Annotated in this window: 14 protein-coding genes and 1 riboswitch; of the genes, 7 read left to right on the top strand and 7 right to left on the bottom strand. The window is 60.8% G+C overall.

Annotation, left to right across the window (positions count from 1 at the left end):
• Positions 1 to 16: 16 nt before the first annotated feature.
• Complete coding sequence (locus tag AAAV44_RS02630; protein WP_346964908.1) at positions 17 to 691, top strand: DivIVA domain-containing protein; 675 nt, start codon at positions 17 to 19, stop codon at positions 689 to 691.
• Positions 692 to 857: 166 nt separating this feature from the next.
• On the opposite strand, the gene AAAV44_RS02635 is transcribed toward AAAV44_RS02630, so the two are convergent.
• From AAAV44_RS02635 to AAAV44_RS02645, 3 genes are all read right to left on the bottom strand, one after another.
• Positions 858 to 1,388, bottom strand: a complete 531-nt coding sequence (locus AAAV44_RS02635) for a nitroreductase family protein (RefSeq protein ID WP_349114420.1) — start codon at positions 1,386 to 1,388, stop codon at positions 858 to 860.
• Positions 1,389 to 1,669: 281 nt separating this feature from the next.
• A complete protein-coding gene (locus AAAV44_RS02640; RefSeq protein ID WP_055309822.1) occupies positions 1,670 to 2,293 on the bottom strand; it encodes a DUF47 family protein in 624 nt (207 codons plus the stop codon).
• Between the two features lie 67 nt (positions 2,294 to 2,360).
• Positions 2,361 to 3,410, bottom strand: coding sequence for an inorganic phosphate transporter (locus tag AAAV44_RS02645; protein ID WP_006234237.1), 1,050 nt, complete (start codon positions 3,408 to 3,410; stop codon positions 2,361 to 2,363).
• Between the two features lie 250 nt (positions 3,411 to 3,660).
• Here AAAV44_RS02645 and AAAV44_RS02650 point away from each other — a divergent pair, with 250 nt between their 5' ends.
• From AAAV44_RS02650 to AAAV44_RS02665, 4 genes are all read left to right on the top strand, one after another.
• On the top strand, positions 3,661 to 3,999 hold the full coding sequence (locus AAAV44_RS02650) for a hypothetical protein (protein ID WP_147346257.1): 339 nt from the start codon (positions 3,661 to 3,663) through the stop codon (positions 3,997 to 3,999).
• 84 nt (positions 4,000 to 4,083) lie between these two features.
• Positions 4,084 to 4,779 (top strand): Bax inhibitor-1 family protein, encoded by a 696-nt coding sequence (locus AAAV44_RS02655; protein ID WP_349114423.1) that lies wholly within the window; start codon positions 4,084 to 4,086, stop codon positions 4,777 to 4,779.
• 137 nt (positions 4,780 to 4,916) lie between these two features.
• Entirely contained in the window at positions 4,917 to 6,050 is a 1,134-nt protein-coding gene (locus AAAV44_RS02660; RefSeq protein WP_349114425.1) for a TIGR02452 family protein, read from the top strand.
• 84 nt (positions 6,051 to 6,134) lie between these two features.
• The gene (locus tag AAAV44_RS02665) at positions 6,135 to 6,794 is read left to right on the top strand and encodes an SGNH/GDSL hydrolase family protein (protein WP_349114426.1); all 660 of its coding nucleotides are present in this window, start codon (positions 6,135 to 6,137) and stop codon (positions 6,792 to 6,794) included.
• A gap of 60 nt (positions 6,795 to 6,854) precedes the next feature.
• Here the strand turns inward: AAAV44_RS02665 and thiD are convergent, their stop codons facing one another.
• Both thiD and thiC read right to left on the bottom strand, forming a co-directional pair.
• Positions 6,855 to 7,685, bottom strand: coding sequence for a bifunctional hydroxymethylpyrimidine kinase/phosphomethylpyrimidine kinase (gene thiD / locus AAAV44_RS02670; RefSeq protein ID WP_349114428.1), 831 nt, complete (start codon positions 7,683 to 7,685; stop codon positions 6,855 to 6,857).
• A gap of 182 nt (positions 7,686 to 7,867) precedes the next feature.
• On the bottom strand, positions 7,868 to 9,202 hold the full coding sequence (thiC, locus tag AAAV44_RS02675) for a phosphomethylpyrimidine synthase ThiC (protein ID WP_117820371.1): 1,335 nt from the start codon (positions 9,200 to 9,202) through the stop codon (positions 7,868 to 7,870).
• Positions 9,195 to 9,310: riboswitch (TPP riboswitch) on the bottom strand. (Overlaps the previous gene by 8 nt.)
• Positions 9,311 to 9,373: 63 nt before the next feature.
• Here thiC and AAAV44_RS02680 point away from each other — a divergent pair.
• Positions 9,374 to 9,889: a hypothetical protein gene (locus tag AAAV44_RS02680; protein ID WP_349114430.1), complete on the top strand. Its 516-nt coding sequence runs from the start codon at positions 9,374 to 9,376 to the stop codon at positions 9,887 to 9,889.
• Between the two features lie 23 nt (positions 9,890 to 9,912).
• On the opposite strand, the gene AAAV44_RS02685 is transcribed toward AAAV44_RS02680, so the two are convergent.
• A complete protein-coding gene (locus AAAV44_RS02685) occupies positions 9,913 to 10,722 on the bottom strand; it encodes a YaaA family protein (RefSeq protein WP_161144724.1) in 810 nt (269 codons plus the stop codon).
• A gap of 103 nt (positions 10,723 to 10,825) precedes the next feature.
• Positions 10,826 to 12,223: an aminopeptidase gene (locus AAAV44_RS02690; RefSeq protein WP_260699156.1), complete on the bottom strand. Its 1,398-nt coding sequence runs from the start codon at positions 12,221 to 12,223 to the stop codon at positions 10,826 to 10,828.
• Between the two features lie 166 nt (positions 12,224 to 12,389).
• Here AAAV44_RS02690 and polA point away from each other — a divergent pair, with 166 nt between their 5' ends.
• A complete protein-coding gene (gene polA, locus AAAV44_RS02695; RefSeq protein ID WP_260699155.1) occupies positions 12,390 to 15,140 on the top strand; it encodes a DNA polymerase I in 2,751 nt (916 codons plus the stop codon).
• The last annotated feature ends 170 nt before the right edge of the window (positions 15,141 to 15,310 follow it).

A 15,310-nucleotide genomic window follows, 5' to 3' on the forward strand; every position in this document is an offset into this window, starting at 1 on the left:
AAAAAGGAGACTTGTTATGGCTATTACCCCTGCAGACATCCAGGCTCAGACTTTCTCTGAGGCCAAGCGTGGCTACGATCCTGCTGAGGTCGACGTCTTCTTGGAGACGCTGTCCTCCGAGGTTGACGCTATGCTCGCTAAGATCGTCGACCTTAAGGGTCGTCTGACTGCTACCGAGCAGCAGCTTGCCGATGCGCAGGCTCAGCTTGCCCAGGCTCAGGATGCCACCGCCCAGGCCGCTCCTGCCGCCCCCGTGGCTGCTCCCGCCCCTGACTTCTCCGCTCAGGAGCGCCAGATTTCCGCTGCCCTGATCGCTGCCCAGCAGACCGCTGAGACCATCGTTAACGATGCCAACGAGAACGCTGAGCGTATCCGCAATGAGGCTGACGCCAAGGCCCGCGAGGTTATCCGCCAGGCTCTGACCGAGAAGCAGGCCGAGCTCGAGGAGATCGATCGTCTCAAGGCTTCCCGTGAGGAGTTCAAGGCAGAGTATCTCAAGCTCATCCAGCACTTCATGGACGATGCCCAGAACTCCTTCCCGGCCGATCTGATGGCCTCCACGCCGGTCGGTTCTGCCGCTTCTCCTGCGGTGACTGTTCCCGCCGAGCCGCTGCCCGTCGCTGACCCGGTTGTCCCCGTGGCCGATCCCTTTGCCCCGATCGACAACTTTGCTGCCGACGACCTGGACTAACAGTCGGCCTACAATTTAGTGCCTAGAAAGGACCCGCAGCTTGCGGGTCCTTTTTTATGACTGTGCCGGGGTGCGTAACATAAAAACCGAGCCCTGCACATAGTGGCGCAGAACTCGGCGAACGGGTGAGCGGTCAAGGGTAGGTTTTAAGGCATGTCCCAAAAATCTACTTGAGGAGGAAGTCGGGGAGGGGAATGGTGCGTGCCTCGCGATGCTCGGGATCGGCGATGTGGTCGGCAGGATAGCCACAGACGAGCATGTGATAGGGATAGACGCCCTTGGACAGATTGAACTGCTCCTGTGCCACCTCAGGCTTGAAATGGCACACCCAGCACGTTCCCAGGCCCTGCTCGGTGGCCTCCATCATCATCTGATCACACACGATGGACGTATCGATTTCGCTGGAATTCATCTGATCATACGGGCGCACCCAAGCATCATCGGTAACGCTGCAAATAAGGAAGACAAGCGGGGCCCCAAAGATAGACCCATCACGAGCAAACCGAGGCTGACAAGCAGCAGCCTTCTCCAGAAGCTCAGGCGTATCCAACACCATCACACGGGTTGGATGGTTATTACAAGCAGAAGGAGCAATACGCCCAGCCTCAACAATGGCATCCACAACAGCTTGCTCAACAGAACGGTCCTCAAACGAACGACAAGAATACCGACCACGAGCCAGATCCAAATAACTCACAACAAAGACCTCCAAATTCAACGAATCAATCCAAAGTAAAACAAAGGGTACCCAAAGCCCCATCCACCCAAACGTTTAAGGCGGTCCCAAAGTTCCCAATCGGGTCCAAAGGCCCCGCCAACAAAAGCCCCATCGCTTTCAAAGTATCAGCCAAAGTTCCCAATGGTGGTACGTAAGGGAGCGGGCCCGACCACTAATACCTTTTGAACGACTCTGCTTGCAGCCGGAGTGAAAAAGGTATTAGTGGTCGGGCCCGCGACCGGTGGGATACGTACCCCCAATTAACTGTTCTTCATGACAATCGAATCCACGACATCGGCCACATTCTCGCAGCAGTCGGCGCAGTACTCCAGGAAGGCGTACACGTCACGCCAAGCGATGACCTCGAGCGGATCCTTGCCGTTGACGTGCAGGTTGCGCATGGCGTTGATGTAGAGCTCGTCGGCCTCGGACTCGATGGTGTTGATCTGGATGACCAGCTCGCGCAGCGTTTTGGACTTGCGGTAGTTAGGCAGCTCGACCATCAGGTCCTTCATGGCGCGGCAAGCGTCGGTCACCTTGTGGGCGATGACGATGGCATCGGGGTGGATGCTCTGGATGTTGGTGAAGTAGACGCGCTGCACGACGCCTTCGATGCGGTCGAGCACGGTGTCGAGCGAGCAGCTCATCAGGTCCAGATCCTCGCGCTCAAGCGGGGTGATAAAGGCGGTGAGCAGGGCGTCTTCGAGCTCATGGTGCTTCTTGTCTGCCGCATGCTCAATCGCATGCATCTTATCGAGCATGTCGTGGATCTGCGCGGGGTCAAAGTTCTCAAAAATCTTGGTGAGCAGCTCTGCGGCCTGGACGGCGAGGTCGGCGCAAGCGACGTAGTTGTCAAAGTAGAACGAATCGGGTTTCTTTGCCATGGGTGGGTCCTTTCGAGGCGAAGACGGGTGGGCGAAGTGTTGCGGTCCGGATGGACGCTCGGTTTGATTAGAGGAACATCATGAACAGCTTGGCCATGACAAAGCTGATGAGTCCGCAGGCAGGGAAGGTGAAGAACCAGGTGAACATCATGTCCTTGACGACGCCAAAGTTGATGGCCGAAAGGCGCTTGACGGCACCGACACCCATAATGGCGCAGGTTTTGATGTGCGTGGAGGACACGGGGATGCCGGTAAGGGTGGCAAGTAGCAGGTTCGCGGCGCCCGCGAGGTCGGCGGAGAAGCCCTGATACTTCTCGAGCTTAACCATGCTCTGGCCGACGGACTTGATGATGCGCTCGCCGCCCACGCTGGTGCCGATACCCATGGTGGCCGAGCACAGCAGCATAATCCAGATGGGGATGCCTGCATCGCCGACGCTCGTCTGGCCGCTGGCAAAGGCCACGCCTAAAAAGAGCACGCCGATGAACTTCTGTCCATCCTGCGCGCCGTGCATAAAGCTCATGGCCGCAGCGCTCGCGATCTGAGCGTATTTAAAGAAGACATTGGCACGTCGCCTGTTGGCGGCGGCGAAAAGAATCGAGACGAGCTTGCACAGGACCCAGCCCATGACAAAGCCCAGGCCGATGGAGAGTGCCAGGCCGTAGATGACCTTCATCCACTCGTGGACGTTGACGCTGCTCGCACCGCCGAGGGCGATGGCGGCACCGGTCAGGCCGGCGATAAGGCTGTGGCTTTGCGAGGTGGGGATGCCAAAACGCGACGCTGTGGCGCCGTAGACGACGATGGAGAACAGCGCCGCGCATAGGCAGGCGAGCGCCATGGTGCTGTTTCCGCCAAAGTCGACGATATGTGAGATGGTGTTGGCGACGCTCGCGTTAAAGTGCGTCATGATGAGCACGCCGAGGAAGTTGAATGCGGCGCTCATGAGAATGGCGGCGCGGGCGGGCATGCAACGCGTAGTGACGCAGGTCGCGATGGCGTTGGGCGCGTCGGTCCATCCATTGACGAAGATGGCGCCCAACGCGAGGATCACGGTGACGGCAAGGACTGGGTTCGACACAATTTGGCCGAGGAAGGTTGAGAACGTTACGTCCATATATGGGCTTTCTCGAAGTTTGCAGACACGTTACAAAAACATGATAAATCGTATCACCTCCTGCGGGTCTCTTTACCGAGTTCTGATGGGAGAAGTGAACTTTTTGGCACTAAAATTGAATATTAGCCCTGTTGACCGCGGGTGTTCTTTTTGCTAACACGCCATGCGGACACGTGCGATTACTACGACACTCCAAAACCACAGTCTGTTCGCTTTACAATATGCAAACATGCGTTCGATAATAGGAGGCATGGAATATCGACAGACAGACGGCAAAACTCGGCGCGTACACAAGCAGTATGTGGACGTCGTGGCTCGCATCCTCGCGGGCGGACAAGTCGTGCCGGTCACCGTCTGCTGGGTCGACGGTCGTTGCTTTACGATTGACGAAATTATCTCGACCACCGGGTTTGGCCTGACGGTCCACGGCATTCGTACGGCAACCTATAAGGTGCGTTTTGGCGGGCACGCGACCGAGTTGTATCTGGAGGACCAGACGCGCGAGCGGGCGGACGGCTCGCAGGCACACGTGATGCGTTGGTGGGTCTGGGCCTTTGATCGCACGCTCGAGGGCGAGCGCCGTAGGTAAGGACGTACGGCATTCGGGTACAATGACAGGAATCTTGTCATCTGCTGCGCCGTCTTTCACGGCACTTTTTGAAAGGACGAACCTATGAACGATATCCAGGGCTATCAGAACGGCCCCGTCGAGGGCGGCGCAAGCCGCGCCAAGGAGATGTCGCCGCGCGCGTACAATCTTGCCATGTCTGCCCTCATCTTCTTGGGCTTTTGCGCCATGGGCGCCGGCGCCTACTTTACGAGCACCATGTCGTTTGCGCGCATGATGATGAGCGGCGCCGCCTTGCCGCTGGTCTTTGGCTCGTTTATTTTGACCATCGTCGGCATGGTCATGATGTCGGCTGCCGCTAGCAAGCAGTCCGTAGGCCTGTCCCTTGTGGGCTACGTAATCTTTGCGAGTACCTTTGGCCTGACCGCGTCGTTTGGCCTTGCCAACTACGACCTGCCCACCATCAACACTGCCTTTATCGTCACGGCCGCCATCACCTTTGTCTTTGGCGCCTTGGGCGTGACGTTCCCCAAGTTTTTCCAGCGCGTATATGGCATCGGTTTTGGCATTCTGCTCGCCACTATTCTGGTTGAGATCGTGCTGATGTTCATGGGCGTCTCGCAGACCATCACCGATCTGATCGTGATCGTGGTGTTCGCCGGCTTTATTGGCTACGACACCCATGTTGCCACGACGGTGCCGCCTACGCTGCCCAACGCCGTGCTCATGGCGTCCAATCTGTTCGTGGACATTATCAACGTGTTCCTGCGCATCCTGAACATCCCTGGCCGTCGCGACTAGTGGCGAATTGCGGCGGTGCTTGCCGTGCGTGTAAATCGATGCGAAAGGCGGTCCTTCGGGGCCGTCTTTTTTGTACGCGGCGGGGTATCATGGATGGGAAAAGCCGATAGCGGCAGCGACAGGAAAGGTGACCACTTATGGCAGACGTCGACAACAGGAACCGTAACCGCAGGTCCAACCGAACGGGTCAGCCCAATCCCAAGCGCGAGGCGCGTGCCAAGGCCGCCGAGTGCCATGTGGCGGCTATGTCCGAGGCCTGCGCCAAGGACATCGAGCGTTCGCTTGCCGGCGTGTGCGAGTTCGATGGTATGCCTGCCGGTTTTGTCGCGGCGATGAAGGCCAAGGCCCAAGCGGCCGACGCTGTCGAGGAACAGGTTGCCGAGGAGTCTGAGGCCGCCGAGGCCGAGACCGCTGAGGTTGCGTCCGCCGAGACCGAGGTTACGGCCGAGCCTACGCCCGCAGAGGAGGCCACGGAGACCGAGTCCGCGCCTGCCGCCGAGGAGCCCGCTTCGGTCCTGCCCGAGGTCACCGTGCTCGACGCCTCTGCCACGCAGGCCATTCTGGATAACGGCCGAGGCTACGCGCAATTCTGCGACATGGCCGTGCTCGCCTTTGCCTCGTTCACCAACCCGGGCGGCGGCTACATCCAGGGCTATCTGGGTCAGGAGGCCACGCTCTGCGCCGATTCGTATCTGTACAACGTCCTCGATAAGCAGCGTAAGTGGTACGGTGAGAACCGTCGCCGCAACATCAACTGTGAGCTGTACCGCAACCGTGCGCTGGTGGTGCCCGCGGTGCGTTTCGACCGCAACCATGTGCACGCCTATGCCGACGTAATCGTCGCCGCTGCACCCAACGCCAAGCGTGCTCGCCAGGAGTACCGCGTGAGCGACGATGCCTTGCTGGACGCTCTGCGCGATCGCATCCGCTTTGTGCTTGCCATCTGCGACGAGCTGGGTCGCGAGAAGCTCGTGCTGGGCGCATGGGGCTGCGACAACAACGGCTTTGACGCCGAGGCCGTGGCCGAGCTCTTCCGCAAGGAGCTCGCATCGGGCGACTTCAAGGTCAAGCAGGTCTTCTTTGCTGTGCCCTCTACGCGCTGGGACGAGGACTTCGCCAAGTTCGAGCACGTGCTGGCAAAGTTCCCCGAGCGCAACGAGGAGTCCTATGCCCAGGTTGCCGCCCGCGCCGCGGCTGCCCGCGCCGCCGAGCAGGCCCAGGCTGCCGCCGAGGACGATGAAGACGATGACGATTGGCGCAAGTACCTGTAATCGGTATGTGCTGACAGATAGGTCGATTCGGCGGGAGAGACTGCTCCCGCCGACTTTTTCTTTTTACTAGAGGAAGGGCTTACGATGAAAAACGTTCTGTGCTTTGGCGACAGCAATACCTACGGCTATGATCCGGCGGGCATGCGCGACGGCACCGCGGTACGCTATGCGCACGATGTACGCTGGTGCGGCGTGGCCCAGCACGACCTGGGCGAGGGCTGGCACGTGATTGAGGAAGGCCTCAACGGCCGCACGACGGTACGCGACGACATGTGCCATCTGGACACTAATCTCAACGGCATCCGCGCGTTGCCGATGCTGCTCGAGGCTCATAAGCCGCTGGATGCGATCGTGATTATGCTGGGCACCAACGACTGCAAGACGGTCTTTAGCGTGGGGGCTGCCGATATCGCTGACGGTGCCATGGCGCTGATTCGCACCGTCCGCGCGTTTCCCTGGACCGAAGCCGCGCCCTGCCCGCGTATTCTGCTGATGGCGCCTATCGAGATTAAACCGCAGATCGCCGATGTGTACATGACCGACTTTGACGAGCGCTCCGTCGAGGCCTCGGAGCATTTTGCCGAATACTATGCGTATGCTGCTAAACAGTTTGGCTGCGACTTTTTGAATGCCGCTGATTTTGCCGAGCCGGGCGATATCGATTATCTGCACATGATGCCCGAAAGCCACGAGAGCCTGGGCCACGCCGTGGCAGCCAAGCTCCAAGAGATGCTCGGAGAGTAGCGCGACCCCAAGCCACCGCAAAGGGGACGGGCGCCTTTACGGTGGCTTGGGCTGCGAATCTTAATATTGCCACATGTGGTTGACGGGGCCAGAGCCTTTGCCCATGTCCAGGCCGGCGGCCAGAGCGCCTGTCAGGTAGGCCTTGCCGGCGTTGACGGCGTCGGCAAGATCCATGCCCTGGGCCAGCGCGCAGGCGATGGCGGACGAGAGTGTGCAGCCGGTGCCGTGTGTGTTTTCGGTCTCGATGCGCTTGTGGCGGAACCACGTGGTGAGTGGATCTCCCAGATGGTTGCCCTCGTCATCGAGCGGCGCGGGTTCGGCCAGTACATCGTTGGCCTCGTTGACAAGATGCCCACCCTTAACGAGGGATGCGCAACCAAAGCGGCGGGTGAGGAGCATGGCAGCATTTTGCTGCGTGCGCTCGGAGTCGACCTCGTAGTCAAGCAGGGCCATGGCCTCGGGAATATTGGGCGTGATAACCGTCGCTAGCGGGAACAGGCGGCGGGTGAGCGCCTCGGCGGCATCTTCGGCAATCAGCCGCGCGCCCGAGGTGGCGACCATGACGGGGTCGACGACAACGTTTGTCGCGTTCCAAGCGCTCAGGCGGTCGGCGATAACATCGATAATCTCGGCAGAGGAAACCATGCCAATCTTGACGGCGTTGGGGCGGATATCGTCAAAAACGGCATCGATCTGCGCCGCGACAATATCCGGGGAGATGTTCTGCACGGCGGTAACGCCCAGTGTGTTTTGCGCTGTGATGGCGGTGATGGCCGTCTCGGCATACAGGCGGTGCGCCGTGATGGTTTTGATGTCGGCCTGAATGCCGGCGCCACCGCTGGAATCGGATCCCGCGATGGACAGGACGGCAGGTACCTTACTACGATCCATGTTCGCTCCCTTGTTCGGTCGGAATCAAATGGGTCTTTAAGCCAGCATTATAAAGATGCCCGGGACGACTCTATGTCGAACCCGGGCGGGCGATGCAATCTTTACGCAAACGTAAGCAAATGTTCACACGTCAACAATTGACAGGCGCCAGCTCGCCGCCAGAGGCGGCCGCGGCGACAGGGCTAGTCCTCCATGCCGAGGTCGATCGTGGTGCCCTCGAAGATCTTGTTGACGGTTCGGACGGCGCACATCTTGCCACACATGGTGCAAGTGCCCTCGGTGGCGGCGGGGGACTCCTCGTAGCGCTTCTTGCCCGTAACCGGGTCGAGCGCGCACTTCCACATGGCGTCCCAGTCGAGCTTGCGGCGTGCCTGGCCCATCTTGTCGTCCATGTCGCGGGCGTGGGGCACCTTTTTGGCGATGTCGGCGGCGTGTGCGGCGATCTTGGTGGCCATGAGGCCGTCGAGCACATCCTGGGCGTTAGGCAGGCATAGGTGCTCGGCCGGTGTCACGTAGCACAGGAAGTCGGCACCGGAGCTGGCGGAGATGGCGCCGCCGATGGCAGCGGTGATGTGGTCGTAACCCACGCCGATATCGGTCACCAGCGGCCCGAGCACATAGAACGGGGCGTTGTGGCACAGGCGCTTCTGTAGCTTCATGTTGGCGGCGATCTCGTCGAGCGCCATGTGACCCGGGCCCTCGACCATGACCTGGACGCCGGCGGCCCAAGCGCGCTTGCACAGCTTGCCCAGCTCGATCATCTCGGCGGTCTCGGTGGCGTCGTTGGAGTCGTAGAGGCAGCCCGGGCGGCAGGAGTCGCCGAGCGAAATCGTCACGTCGTACTCGTGGCAAATCTCGAGCAACTCATCGTAGAACTCATAGAAGGGGTTCTCGTTGCCGGTGACCTCCATCCAACCAAACAGCAGCGAGCCGCCGCGGCTCACGATGTTCATGAGGCGGCCGGTCTCCTTAAAGGTCTTGGTGACCGACTTGTTGATGCCGCAGTGGATGGTCATAAAGTCCACGCCGTCCTCGGCGTGCGCGCGCACGACCTCGAACAGGTCGTCCTTGGTAAGCTTGACCAGCGGCTTTTCCATGTAGCCGATGGCGTCGTACATGGGGACGGTGCCCACCATGAGCGGGGTCTCGTCGATGAGCTGCTGGCGGAACTGACGCGTCTTGCCCGAGTTGGAGAGGTCCATGATGGCGTCGGCGCCAAAGTCCTCAGCGATCTTGACCTTCTTCCATTCCTCGGCGGCATCGGCCTTGTCGCCCGAGATGCCCAGGTTGACGTTGACCTTGGTGGACAGGCCCTCACCGACGCCAAAGGCGCGCATGCCCTTTTTGATATGCACGATGTTGGCGGGAATGGCGATGCGGCCGTCGGCCACGCGCTCGCGGATGTACTCGGGGTCGCGATGCTCGCGCTCGGCGACTTCCTTCATCTGCGGCGTGATCTGCCCGGCACGGGCGAAGTCGATTTGCGTGACGAGCTTGGGCTCGGTCTGTGTGCTCATTGGCACGGCTCCCTTCGTTGGCATTACCCATATCAGGTTTGCGGGTCAGGGCGGGCGCGCCCAGTCTCAGCCTGCCGTCTTGTCCTGCAAGCTCCCCGTTTATGTAATGGGCTCAAGTATAGCTCGAATGGGTACGATTGGCCTAACGAGCGTGCCTGTGGGGAGGCGTACATGGAAGACAAGCATCTATATCGAGAGACGCAATGGGATGTATCGGCCGAGGAAAGCCGTGCGCACCATGGGTTGGTCGCGATTGGTTTTGCGGTGCTTGCCGTGCTGGTGATTGCCTTTTGTATCTGGACGTTCGGCGGTCCTGGCGGCGCCACCTGGGGGTTTGAAGCCGACGAGGGCCTGCCGATTATGACCATGAAAGTTTCTGGTGGCAACACGGTTGCCGCACCGGGCGACTATTGGTATCCGCGCGACGAGTTTGTGCAGCTGCAGCTGAGCGGCGGGTCTATTCCGGGCGAAGAAATCGAACGCGTGACGTTTGATGCGACGCTCAAAACGATGACGGTGAAGCTCAAAGATCAAGGGGACGTGCCCACGACCATGGACATTGCGCTGACGGAATGGCGCTTGGAGCCCCCGGCGGGCGCTGCGGTATCCGAGGTGGAGCACGTTAAGATTACCTACCAAGATGGCTCGACGAGCGAGATTGCAAAGGCCGATGGCTTGGCGGAGTAACGAGGTGTTTGGAAACGGCGGGTCTATTGTGCCTGCGCGTTCATGAAAACCAGGGTGTTTTTGTCTGAAAGCTCGGGGATGTGTCGATAGCCGATGTTGAATGCGGTAAGTTCGCTTGCATCCTCGAGCTTGTTTTCTGCCATCCACCGCGCCATGGAGCCGCGCGCCTTTTTGCTGGCGGTCGACCGTTGGATGGGCTTCCCGTTGCGGATACCCTCGCCAAAGAGGCATGTGACGGCCGTGGCGTCGCCCGCGAGGTGGGGCAGAACGGCTTTGGCATACTCTACGCTGGCGAGGTTGACGATCGTGGTGTTTGAGCCTGCCGGGGCGATAGCCCGCGCGAGCTTGTCGCTCCAAAACGCGTAGAGGTCTCGGGCATCGTCAACGGCGAGCTTCGCGCCCATCTCCAGCCGATACGGTTCGACGGCATGAAAGGGACGAACGCACCCGTAGAGGCCGGAGAGGATCCACAGATGGTCTTGCAGCCATGCGAGCTGCGCGGAATCCATCACCTCGGGTGCCATGCTCTGGTATTGAATGCCGTGATAGGACATGACGGCAGGGGAGAGGTGGCGAGCGAGTGCGGGATTGTCGAGATCGCCGCTTTTCAGGATGGGCCCGAACTCATGCAGGGTGTTGAGGCAAGGCCCCAGCAGTTTGTCACTCACGTTCCACAGCGCCTGCAGGCCGCCGCTGCCTTCATTCCGCTCGATATCTAGCAGTGCGCGGTGGAGGCGAGCCGTCTCGCGCACAAAGGGTGGGATGCCCAGGACTTCAAAAGCATCTTGGGCCGCGCGCATCTGCTTGGCGGGCGAAATGATGACCTGCAGCATGAACTCTCCTCTGCCAAAAAAGAAATTGCGGTGGAATACGGTCTGTTTTGGCCGTTTATGGGCCAGTTTAGTCCGTATTTCACCGCAACTGATGAAGGGTTGGTTAGGCTCGCTCGATGAAGGCCTTGTAGCCGCGGTAGGCCTCGTAGATGTCGGCCTTGTTGGCGACCTCCCACAGGGCGTGCATGGACAGGACGGCAACGCCGGAGTCGATGACGTTCATGCCGTACTTGGCCATGATGTAGGCGATGGTGCCGCCGCCACCCGCGTTGACGCGGCCGAGCTCGCAGGTCTGGAAGTCCACGCCTGCCTCGTCCATGATGTCGCGGACGAGGGCCACGTATTCGGCGTCGGCGTCGTTCGAGCCACCCTTGCCGCGGCTGCCCGTGTACTTGTTAAAGCACAGGCCGCGACCCATAAAGGCGGCGTTTTTGGTCTCGAACTTGCCGGCATAGCCCGGGTCGAAGCCGGCGGACACGTCGGAGGAGAGCATGCGGCTGCGGGCGAGTGCGCGGCGCAGGGCCAGCGGGCTATCCTCGCCGGCGAGCGTCATGATCTCGGCGACGGTGTTCTCGAAGAAGCGGCTCGTCATACCGGTGGCACCCACGGAGCCGATCTCCTCCTTGTCGACGATGAGCGTGATGCTCGTGCGCTCGACATTGGCCACATTGATCTGGGCGAGCATGGAGGGGTAAGCGCAGACGCGGTCGTCGTGACCATAGCCCAGAATCATGGAACGGTCGAGGCCCATGTCGCGGGCGGGGCCGGCGGGCACGACCTCGATCTCGGCGGAGAGGAAGTCCTCCTCCTCGACGTCGTACTGCTCCTTGAGGATGTCCAGGAACATCTGCTTGACGGGCTCCTTGGGGGCGTCCTTGTCGTCCTCATCGAACTTGACGGGACGGCCGCCCACGATCACGTCGAGGATCTCGGCGTCGACGGCGTCCTTGGCGGGCTTGGCCATCTGCTCGCTCGAGAGGTGGATCAGCAGGTCGGAGATGGTAAAGACCGGATCGTCGGCCTTGTCACCGATGTTGATGTCGACGGTGGTACCGTCCTTTTTGCAGATGACGCCCACGAGTGCAAGCGGGGAGGCCACCCAGTGGTAGCTCTTGACGCCGCCGTAGTAGTGCGTGTCGAGGTAGGCCATGTCGCCGGCCTCGAAGGCGGGATTCTGCTTAAGGTCCAGGCGCGGCGAGTCCACGTGGGCGCCCAGGATGTTAAAGCCCTGCTCGAGCGGGGCGGTGCCCAGGTTGACGAGCATAAGGTCCTTGCCGTGATTGGCGGCGTACACCTTGTCGCCTGCCTTGAGCTCGCGGCCTTCGGCGATCACGGTCTCCAGGTCGACGTATCCCGCCTCCTCGGCCATCTTGATGCCGGTCTTGACGCACAGGCGCTCGGTCTTGTTCTCGCTCAAAAACTGCTTATAGCCGCGGCAAAGCTCCTCGAGCTCCTCGACTTGCTGTGGCGTGTACTTTTTCCATGCGCAGGGACGCTCCATGACGCAGGCTCCTTTCGGATCGATCGTGCTGGTTGATGTACCGTGAGCCATCGTATCACGCGCGGGCTCACGGTGGCGGGGGAGCTTGATGTGAGGTGGCCGCGGGGCGGGGAGCGTGTAAACTGGAGTGAGCAAACCGTGCCCAGCCCAAAGCGAGGTATTCAATATGTCTGACAAGCGCCGTACCTTTGCCGTTATCGACGGCAACTCGCTCATGCATCGCGCCTTCCACGCCGTGCCGCCGACCATGAACGCGCCGGACGGCCGCCCCACCAACGCGATCTTCGGCTTCCTGAACATGTTTCTCAAGATGATCGATGCCTTTAACCCCGACGGCGTGGTCGTGGCGTTTGATAAGGGCAAGCCGCGCGTGCGCATGGAGATGCTGCCGCAGTATAAGGCGCAGCGCCCGCCCATGGACCCCGATCTGCATGCGCAGTTCCCTATGATCAAGGAGCTGCTCGTCGCACTCAACGTGCCGATTCTGCAGTCCGAGGGCTGGGAAGGCGATGACATCCTGGGTACTATGGCGCGCCTGGGCGAGCAGGCCGGCTGTGACATGCTGCTGGTGACCGGTGATCGCGACATGTATCAGCTAGTTACCGAGCACGTCAACGTGGTCTCGACCCGTAAGGGCCTGTCCGACGTGGCGATCATGACGCCCGAGAGCGTGGATGACCTGTATCACGGCATTACGCCGGCGCTCGTGCCCGATTTTTACGGTCTAAAGGGCGATACGTCGGACAACATTCCCGGCGTACCGGGCATCGGCCCCAAAAAGGCGAGCGCGCTCATCGCACAGTACGGCAGCTTGGACGAGGTCATCGCGCATGCCGACGAGGTCAAGGGCAAGATGGGCGAGAACCTGCGTGCGCACATCGACGATGCGCTGCTGAGCCGCAAGGTCGCAACCATTCGCACCGATGCGCCCGTCGAGCTCGATTTTGAGGCGACGTCCTTCCCGGCGTTTTCTGCCGACGAAGTGTCCGCGGCGCTGGGCACGCTTGGTATCACCGCCATGCAGAACCGTTTCTTGGCGCTGATCGGCGGCGAGGGTGGCGCTGCTGCCGCTGCTAGAACGTTTGAGATGCCCACGATTGAGCGCACCGCTGCCGGCGATGCCGAGGCGCTTGCTGACGTGGCGTCCGAGGTTTCGCGTGCGATCGAGGCGGGCGAGTGGGTCGCCGCCGTGGTGGACGATGACAAGGAAGAGGGCGCGCTCTTTGGACTGACGCGCACGCTGTGGTTGGCGACGTCCAAGGGCCTCTTCGCGCTCGAGGAGGGCGACAGCTGCGCGGCGGCTGAGGTTGAGGGCTTCAACTTCGTTCACGGCGTGATTGCTGGCGTGCTCGCGCGTCTGTTTATGGAGGGTCGCGTGGCGAGCCCGGATATGAAGGTGCTGTTGCACGAGCTTTCGCCCATCGATTCTTCTGAGCCCGAGCTCATGGATCCGCTCGCTGCCGATTCCACGCGTATCTTCGATACCGTGGTCGCTGCCTATCTGCTGGATTCCGATCGCTCCGAGTTCGATGAGGCATATCTTGCCGATACGTATCTGCAGATGGCGTTGCCTGCGGCGCGCGGCGCAGAGGGTGCTGGTGAGGACGCTCCAGCGCCTGCCGCCCGTACTGCGGCTCTGACGCTGGCGCTCGTGACGCCGTTGCGCGAGTGCATGGCCCGTGAGAATGCCGCCAACGTGTTCGATGGCATCGAGATGCCGCTCGTGCCGGTGCTTGCCAAGATGGAGCGCGCGGGAATGCTCGTGGATCCCGACCGCCTGCGTAATCTGTCCGAGGGCCTGGCGACCCAGATCACCGAGGTCGAGCGCAGCATTCGCGACCTGGCGGGTGACGAGACCTTTAATATTGGCAGTCCCATGCAGCTGTCGCATGTGCTCTTTGATGTGATGGGGCTTCCGACCAAGGGCCTCAAGAAGACTAAGCGCGGCTACTATTCGACCAACGCCAAGGTGTTGAGCGACCTTGCCCGCGACCACGAAATCGTGCGTCTGATCTTGGATTGGCGTGAAAAGTCCAAAATCAAGTCCACCTATCTGGATACGCTGGGCCCGCTGCGCCGTGGTGACGGTCGCGTGCACACCACGTACAACCAGACCATCACGGCAACGGGGCGTCTGTCCTCGAGCGACCCGAACCTGCAGAACATCCCGACGCGCTCGGAGCTGGGTCGTACCGTCAAGACGGCGTTTTCGGCAGGCGAGGGAAGCGTCTTTTTGGCGGTGGACTACTCGCAGATAGAGCTGCGCCTGCTGGCACATCTCTCGGGTGACGAGCACTTGGTGCGCGCCTTTAACGAGGGCGAGGACTTCCATGCCGAGACGGCGGCGCGCGTATTTGGTGTGCCGGTGTCCGAGGTAACGCCCGACCTGCGCAGTCGCGCCAAGGCCGTGAACTTTGGCATCGTGTACGGCCAGCAGGCCTATGGTCTGTCACAGTCGCTGCATATCTCGATGGCCGAGGCGCGCGACATGATCGACCGCTACTACGAGGCCTACCCGGGCGTGCGTACATTCCTCGACAACGTGGTGGCGCGCGCCAAGCAGACGGGCTACGCCGAGACCATGTACGGCCGCCGTCGTCATATTCCGGAGCTCAAGGCCAAAAACCCGCAACTCCGCGGTTTTGGCGAGCGCACGGCCATGAACCACCCCATGCAGGGCACCGCCGCCGACATCATCAAGATCGCGATGGCCCGCGTAAGCCGCCGTCTGGAAGAGGAGGGCTTTGCCGCCCACATGATCTTGCAGGTACACGACGAACTGGACTTTGAGTGCCCCATCGACGAAGTCGAGCGCCTAACCACCATGGTCCGCGACGTCATGGAGCACGTCGTAGACCTCCGCGTTCCCCTAATCGCCGAAGCCAGCACCGGCATAACCTGGGCCGACGCGAAATAGAAAAACAGCCACAGGTCCAAAGCAGCCAAACCAGAAGGGAGTCCCTTTCAGCAAGGAACTCCCTTCATCCATAATTATTCAGCCAAGTATCTAGACGCCAAGACGCCATCTAGGCGGCAAGCAAGTCACCCTAGGACCTGGCCGGGCGAGGCGGGTAAGTTTTTCGTAGA

The organism is Collinsella sp. CLA-AP-H1 (assembly GCF_040092945.1).
In the GTDB taxonomy this organism is placed as follows: domain Bacteria; phylum Actinomycetota; class Coriobacteriia; order Coriobacteriales; family Coriobacteriaceae; genus Collinsella.

Excerpts from the sequence above, each read along its gene's own strand:
- AAAV44_RS02630 (WP_346964908.1), top strand. The coding sequence starts at position 17 with ATGGCTATTACCCCTGCAGACATCCAGGCTCAGACTTTCTCTGAGGCC.
- AAAV44_RS02640 (WP_055309822.1), bottom strand. The coding sequence starts at position 2,293 with ATGGCAAAGAAACCCGATTCGTTCTACTTTGACAACTACGTCGCTTGC.
- AAAV44_RS02645 (WP_006234237.1), bottom strand. The coding sequence starts at position 3,410 with ATGGACGTAACGTTCTCAACCTTCCTCGGCCAAATTGTGTCGAACCCA.
- AAAV44_RS02650 (WP_147346257.1), top strand. The coding sequence starts at position 3,661 with ATGGAATATCGACAGACAGACGGCAAAACTCGGCGCGTACACAAGCAG.
- AAAV44_RS02655 (WP_349114423.1), top strand. The coding sequence starts at position 4,084 with ATGAACGATATCCAGGGCTATCAGAACGGCCCCGTCGAGGGCGGCGCA.
- AAAV44_RS02660 (WP_349114425.1), top strand. The coding sequence starts at position 4,917 with ATGGCAGACGTCGACAACAGGAACCGTAACCGCAGGTCCAACCGAACG.
- AAAV44_RS02665 (WP_349114426.1), top strand. The coding sequence starts at position 6,135 with ATGAAAAACGTTCTGTGCTTTGGCGACAGCAATACCTACGGCTATGAT.
- thiD (WP_349114428.1), bottom strand. The coding sequence starts at position 7,685 with ATGGATCGTAGTAAGGTACCTGCCGTCCTGTCCATCGCGGGATCCGAT.
- thiC (WP_117820371.1), bottom strand. The coding sequence starts at position 9,202 with ATGAGCACACAGACCGAGCCCAAGCTCGTCACGCAAATCGACTTCGCC.
- AAAV44_RS02680 (WP_349114430.1), top strand. The coding sequence starts at position 9,374 with ATGGAAGACAAGCATCTATATCGAGAGACGCAATGGGATGTATCGGCC.
- AAAV44_RS02685 (WP_161144724.1), bottom strand. The coding sequence starts at position 10,722 with ATGCTGCAGGTCATCATTTCGCCCGCCAAGCAGATGCGCGCGGCCCAA.
- AAAV44_RS02690 (WP_260699156.1), bottom strand. The coding sequence starts at position 12,223 with ATGGAGCGTCCCTGCGCATGGAAAAAGTACACGCCACAGCAAGTCGAG.
- polA (WP_260699155.1), top strand. The coding sequence starts at position 12,390 with ATGTCTGACAAGCGCCGTACCTTTGCCGTTATCGACGGCAACTCGCTC.